The sequence below is a fragment of the Bradyrhizobium sp. NBAIM18 genome (assembly GCF_020193825.1).
Taxonomy (GTDB): Bacteria; Pseudomonadota; Alphaproteobacteria; order Rhizobiales; family Xanthobacteraceae; genus Bradyrhizobium; species Bradyrhizobium yuanmingense.
In genome coordinates, this window is sequence record NZ_JADYVO010000049.1 from 1 (window position 1) to 6325 (window position 6325).

General features: G+C 64.9%; 4 protein-coding genes. All 4 read left to right on the top strand.

The features are described 5' to 3' along the window. The first annotated feature begins 262 nt into the window (after positions 1-262). On the top strand, positions 263-1369 hold the full coding sequence (locus I6F17_RS37190) for an efflux RND transporter periplasmic adaptor subunit (protein WP_225132244.1): 1107 nt from the start codon (positions 263-265) through the stop codon (positions 1367-1369). Between the two features lie 227 nt (positions 1370-1596). Continuing rightward, positions 1597-4734 carry an efflux RND transporter permease subunit gene (locus I6F17_RS37195; RefSeq protein ID WP_225132245.1) on the top strand — a complete coding sequence of 1046 codons (3138 nt, stop codon included), beginning with the start codon at positions 1597-1599 and terminating at the stop codon, positions 4732-4734. Positions 4735-4767: 33 nt separating this feature from the next. After that, positions 4768-5367, top strand: a complete 600-nt coding sequence (locus I6F17_RS37200; protein ID WP_036035269.1) for a TetR/AcrR family transcriptional regulator — start codon at positions 4768-4770, stop codon at positions 5365-5367. Positions 5368-5542: 175 nt separating this feature from the next. Beyond that, on the top strand, positions 5543-6166 hold the full coding sequence (locus I6F17_RS37205; RefSeq protein WP_225132246.1) for a flavin reductase family protein: 624 nt from the start codon (positions 5543-5545) through the stop codon (positions 6164-6166). Positions 6167-6325 lie beyond the last annotated feature (159 nt).

The following is a 6325-nucleotide window of genomic DNA, read 5'->3' on the forward strand; positions in this document are numbered from 1 at the left end:
GGCGGCCGTCAAGGCTGGCCGTCGCTCTGCTCTCGCCTCATACCCGCTGCCGCCAGGCCACGCCTTGACGGTCGCAAGCGCGGCGTCATGCTCAAGGCAATCGGGCGCCCGCTTTAATGGTTGCTACAATAACACCTCGCGGCCAAGCCTAGCCCTCCTTACCACTCCTTCACGATCACGCATTCCTGATGACTGACGATTATTGACTTTTATCAGTGAACAGTCGACATTCCTCTCAATCGAGATGCAGGAGTGTCCTTCGATGTTCGTCCGGTCGATTTTGTCGAGCTATTCCAAGCTTTTCGCAGGAGCCGCGCTCGCCCTGATGGCCGTTTCGCTGGCAGGGTGCAACGATACCGTCGCCGAGAAGGCCGAGCCGCCGCGGCCGGTTCTGGTGGCAACCGCCCGTTACGCTGCCGAGACCCCGGAGCGCAGCTTCGTTGGCACTATCCGTCCCAGGATCGAGAGCGATCTCGGCTTCCGCGTCGCCGGCAAGGTGGCCAAACGCCTCGTCGAAGTCGGCCAGACAGTCGAAGTCGGCCAGCCGCTCGCCACCCTCGACGAGGTCGACCTGAAGCTCCAGGCCGAGCAGGCCGTTGCCGAGCAGACCGCCGCAACCGGCGTGCTGGCCCAGGCCGCCGCCGCCGAGCAGCGCGCCAAGGACCTCAAGGCCAAGGGCTGGACCACGGACGCCCAGCTCGACCAGAGCCGCGCCGCCGCCGATGAAGCCCGTGCGCGCTTGAACCGGGCCGAGCGCTCGGTCGAGTTGACCAAGAATTCCCTTTCCTACGCGACGCTCAACGCCGACGCCCGCGGCGTCGTCACCGCAACGCTGATCGAGCCCGGCCAGGTGGTTGCCGCGGGCCAGGCTTCGATCCGTGTCGCCCGCTTTGCCGAGAAGGAAGCGGTCGTCGCGATCCCTGAAACGCTGGTTGGACGTGCCAAGTCGGGCGTCGCCAGCGTCACTCTTTGGTCCGAGCCGAACAAGAAATACACGGCCAAGCTGCGCGAGATCGCGCCGGCAGCCGATCCCGCCACGCGCACCTATCTGGCAAAGTTCTCGCTGCCCGAGGCCGACGACAAGGTCGCGCTCGGCATGACGGCGACGCTGACGCTGTCGGATGCCGCGACCGAGCGCGTCGCGCGGTTGCCGCTGTCGGCGCTCTTCAACGAAGGCGGCAAGCCCTCCTTCTACGTCGTCGACGACAACGGTGGCGTCACCCTCAAGCCGGTCACGGTGAAGTCCTACGAGAGCAAGGACGTCGTCATCACCGGCGGCGTGGAGGAGGGTGCCAAGATCGTCGCCCTCGGCGTGCAGAAGCTCGATCCCGGCCAGCGGGTGCGGATCGTGTCGTCACTGAGTTTCTAGTCCTGACATTTTCCGGGTTCGCCCTGCGGTCGCCCCGGAACGGCAAGACAAAAGAAGTGAGTTACGTCGTGTGAGGTGAGTTTCGGCCTTTGTCCCTAAGCAAAGGCTGAAGCGGCGAAGCGATCCAGAACCTGCCCAGCCCCCTGGATTGCTTCGCTGCCTCGCGACGACGGTTTGAACAGAGCGGCTGTCGTTGTTTGCAACTGGATCGTCTTTCGGAGAGTGCGATGAAGCGCTTCAACCTTTCGGCCTGGGCCGTCAGCCATCCGACGCTGGTGCTCTTCCTGATGATCATCCTCGGCGTCGCCGGCTTCTTCTCCTATGAGAAGCTCGGCCGTGCCGAGGATCCGTTCTTCACGGTGAAGGTGGTCAACGTCTCCGTGATCTGGCCCGGCGCGACCGCGCAGGAAATGCAGACCCAGGTTGCCGATCCCATCGAGAAGAAGATCCAGGAGCTGCCCTATTTCGAGAAGGTGCAGACCTATTCCAAGCCCGCCTTCACCGCGCTCCAGGTCACCTTCCGCGACAACACGCCGCCGAAGGACGTGCCCTATCTCTTCTATCTCCTGCGCAAGAAGCTGGTCGACGTGCAGGGCCAGCTGCCGTCCGGCATTCTCGGGCCCGTCGTCAACGACGAGTTCTCCGACGTCGATTCCATCCTCTACATGATGACCGGCGACGGCGCCGATTATGCCCAGCTCAAGAAGGTCTCCGAAGGTTTTCGCCAGCGCCTGCTCAAGGTGCCCGGCGTGACCAAGGTCGACGTCTACGGCAACCAGGATGAGCGCATTTTCGTCGAGTTCAGCCACGCCAAGCTCGCCACGCTGGGCATCACGCCGCAGGCGCTGTTCGATTCGCTCGCCAAGCAGAACAACGTGACGCCGGCCGGCACGGTCGAGACCTCCTCGCAGCGCGTGCCGCTGCGCGTCACCGGCGCGCTCGACGGTGCCAAGGCCGTCGCCGAAACGCCGGTCGAGAGCAACGGCCGCGTGTTCCGTCTCGGCGATATCGCCACCGTCACTCACGGCTATGTCGATCCGCCGAGCTTCGTCGTGCGCCAGGAAGGCAAGCCCGCCATCGGCATCGGCGTCGTCACCGCCAAGGGCGCCAACATCCTCCAGCTCGGCAAGGAGGTCGAGAAGGCGACGGCCGACTTCATGAAGGCGGTGCCGCAGGGCGTCGACGTCAAGCTGATTGCCGACCAGCCCAAGGTGGTCGAGCACGCCGTCGGCGAGTTCGTGCACTCCTTCATGGAAGCGCTCGTCATCGTGCTGTTCGTCTCGTTCCTGGCGCTCGGCTGGCGCACCGGCATCGTGGTCGCACTGTCGGTGCCCCTGGTGCTCGGCATCGTCTTCATCGTCATGAACACGATGTCGCTCGACCTGCACCGCATCACGCTCGGCGCGCTGATCATCGCGCTCGGCCTGCTCGTCGACGACGCCATCATCGCGGTCGAGATGATGGTGGTGAAGATGGAGCAGGGCTGGGACCGCATGCGTGCGGCGTCCTTTGCCTGGGAATCAACTGCGTTTCCGATGCTCACGGGAACGCTGGTCACGGCCGCTGGCTTCCTCCCCATCGGCTTTGCCAATTCCGCGGTCGGCGAATATGCCGGCAGCATATTCTGGATCGTGGCAATCGCGCTGGTCGCCTCCTGGTTCGTGGCGGTGATCTTCACGCCCTATATCGGCGTCATGCTGCTGCCCGAGATGAAGGCGCACCACAACCATGATCCGCATGCGGTCTACGAGACCCGCATGTACCGCGGCCTGCGCGCCATCGTGAAGTGGTGCGTCAACCACCGCATCACCGTGGTGGTCGCGACCGTCGGCGTCTTCGCCGCCTCGATCGTCGGCTTCGGCCAGGTCCAGCAGCAGTTCTTCCCACTCTCGGAGCGCCCCGAGCTGTTCCTGCAGCTGCGCCTTCCGGAAGGCACCGCCTTCAACGTCACCGAGAAGGCGGTGAAGAAGGCCGAGACGCTGCTCAAGGACGACAAGGACATCGAGACCTATACCGCCTATGTCGGCCAGGGCTCGCCGCGCTTCTGGCTCGGCCTCAACCCGCAGCTTCCGAACGAGGCCTTTGCCGAGATCGTCATCGTTGCCAAGGGGGTCGAGGCGCGCGAGCGCATCAAGGCCAAGATCGAGACCGCGGCCGCCGAGGGCTTCCTGACCGAGGCACGCGTGCGCGTCGACCGCTTCAATTTCGGTCCGCCTGTCGGCTTCCCCGTGCAGTTCCGCGTGATCGGCCCCGACGCGAACAAGGTCCGCGAGATCGCCTACCAGGTCCGCGACGTCATGCGGGAGAACAAGAGCGTCAAGGACGTCCAGCTCGACTGGAACGAGCAGTCGCCCTACCTCAAGCTCGTCGTCGACCAGGACCGCGCCCGCGCCATGGGCCTGACCCCGCAGGACGTCTCGCAGGCGCTGGCGATGCTGATCTCGGGCTCGCAGGTCACGACCGTGCGCGATGGCATCGAGAAGGTCGGCGTAGTCGCCCGCGCGATCCCGTCCGAGCGCCTCGACCTCGGCGGCGTCGGCGATCTCACCATCACCTCGCGCAACGGCGTCGCCGTGCCGCTGCAGCAGATCGCTCGAATTGAATATGCCCATGAGGAGCCGATCATGTGGCGGCGCAACCGCGACATGGCGATCACCGTGCGCTCCGACGTCGTCGACGGCGTGCAAGCCCCTGATGTCACCAACCAGATCACGCCGAAGCTGAAGGCGATCAAGGATCACCTCGAGCCGGCCTACCGGATCGAGCCGGGCGGCGCGTTCGAGGAATCCGCCAAGGGCAACGCCTCGATCTTCATCCTCTTCCCGGTGATGGTCATGGTGATGCTGACGCTGCTGATGATCCAGCTGCAGAGCTTCTCACGCCTGATCCTGGTGTTCCTGACCGCGCCGCTCGGCATCGTCGGTGCCTCGCTTGGCCTGAACGTCGCCAATGCCCCGTTCGGCTTCGTGGCGCTGCTCGGCCTGATCGCGCTCGCCGGCATGATCATGCGCAACACGGTCATCCTGGTCGACCAGATCGAGACCGACGTCAGCCACGGCCTGACCCGGCGCGAGGCGATCGTCGAGGCGACCGTCCGCCGTGCCCGGCCGGTGGTGCTGACGGCGCTCGCCGCCATTCTCGCCATGATCCCGCTGACGCGCTCGGCCTTCTGGGGCCCGATGGCGATCACCATCATGGGCGGCCTGTTCGTCGCGACCTTCCTGACGCTGCTGTACCTGCCGGGCCTCTACGCCCTGTGGTTCCGCAAGAGCCTGGACGAGGCCGGAACGCCCGAGCAGCCGGCCGCGCCGCAGCATGGGAGCGATGACCCGCACGCAATTCCGCTTGCCGAAGCGGCTGAATAGATGAGAAGACTGCTGACCAGCGAGTCCTGACTGATGGCCCTTGTTTCGGAACATATCGAAGTCGACACCCGGGATCGCATCCTCGAGGTGGCCGAGCGGCTGTTCCGCCAGATCGGCTACCAGAAGACGACCGTCGGCGACATCGCCAAGGAGCTCAGGATGAGCCCCGCCAACGTGTATCGCTTCTTCGAATCGAAGAAGGCGATCCATCAGGCGGTGGCCCGCTCGCTGATGGGCGAGGTCGAGCTGGAGGCGCAGCGGATCGTGGCAAGGCCCGGTCCGGTGCTGCCGCGCTTCCGCGAACTGCTCATCACCATCAATCGCATGAATACCGAGCGCTATGTCGGCGACAACAAGCTGCACGAGATGGTCGAGATCGCGATGCAGGAGGATTGGGCGGTCTGCGTCACTCATATGGAGTGCATTGCCGGAATGATCGGCCAGATGATCGCGCAAGGCGTCGTCTCCGGAGAGTTCGAGGCGCCCGACCTGCAGCTGGCTGCGCTCTGTTCATGCACAGCGATGATGCGCTTCTTCCACCCCCAAATGATCGCCCAGTGCGCCACCAAGCCCGGCCCGACCATCGACCAGATGATCGATTTCGTCATCGCGGGTCTGTCGCCGCGCCACTGACGGGCGGGGCGTTTTCTCCTATAAGCAGACTGATCGCCCCGGCACGACCGCCGGAGGCGGACCGGGACGGACCCACAAACTCCGTCATTGCGAGCGCAGCGAAGCAATCCAGACCGTCTCCGCGGAGGGATTCTGGATGCTTCGCTGCGCTCGCAATGACGAAAGGAAGCAGCGCGTGACCGACAAAGACCTGTACTTCTACGAGCCCTCCAAGGGCCATGGACTCAAGCACGACCCCTTCAACGCCATCATCGCGCCGCGGCCGATCGGCTGGATCTCCTCGCGCGACGCCAGGGGCCACGTCAACCTCGCGCCCTACAGCTTCTTCAACGCGTTCTGCTACGTGCCGCCGATCATCGGCTTCTCCTCGACCAACTGGAAGGACACGGTCGAGAACATGCAGCAGACCGGCGAGTTCGTCTGGAATCTGACGACGATGGATCTCGCCAGGCACATGAACGCGACCGCGGCGCATGTCGCCCCCGAGGTCGACGAGTTCGAGGTCGCGGGCCTCACCGCCGTGCCCGGCAAGCTCGTCAATGTCCCGCGCGTCGGCGAGAGCCCCGTCGCCTTCGAGTGCAAGGTGTCCGACATCGTCCGCCTCAAGGGCGCCAATGGCAAGGAGGCCGACGCCTGGCTGACGCTCGGCGAAGTCGTCGCCGTCCACATCGACAAGGCCCTGATCAAGGACGGCGTCTACCAGACCGCCGCCGCCCGCCCCATCGTCCGCGCCGGCCGGCGCGGCGATTATTTCGAGATCAAGCCGGAGAACATGTTCGAGATGGTTCGGCCGGATTAGGTCACTTCCGTCATTCCGGGGCGACGCGCAGCGTCGAGCCCGGAAGCCATTCATCGACCAACGCTGTGGCACGATGGATTCCGGGCTCACGCTTCGCGTGCCCCGGAATGACAGTGGAGAGACATTCAGCCCCCACCCCCTCCCGGAACTGCACCCCCG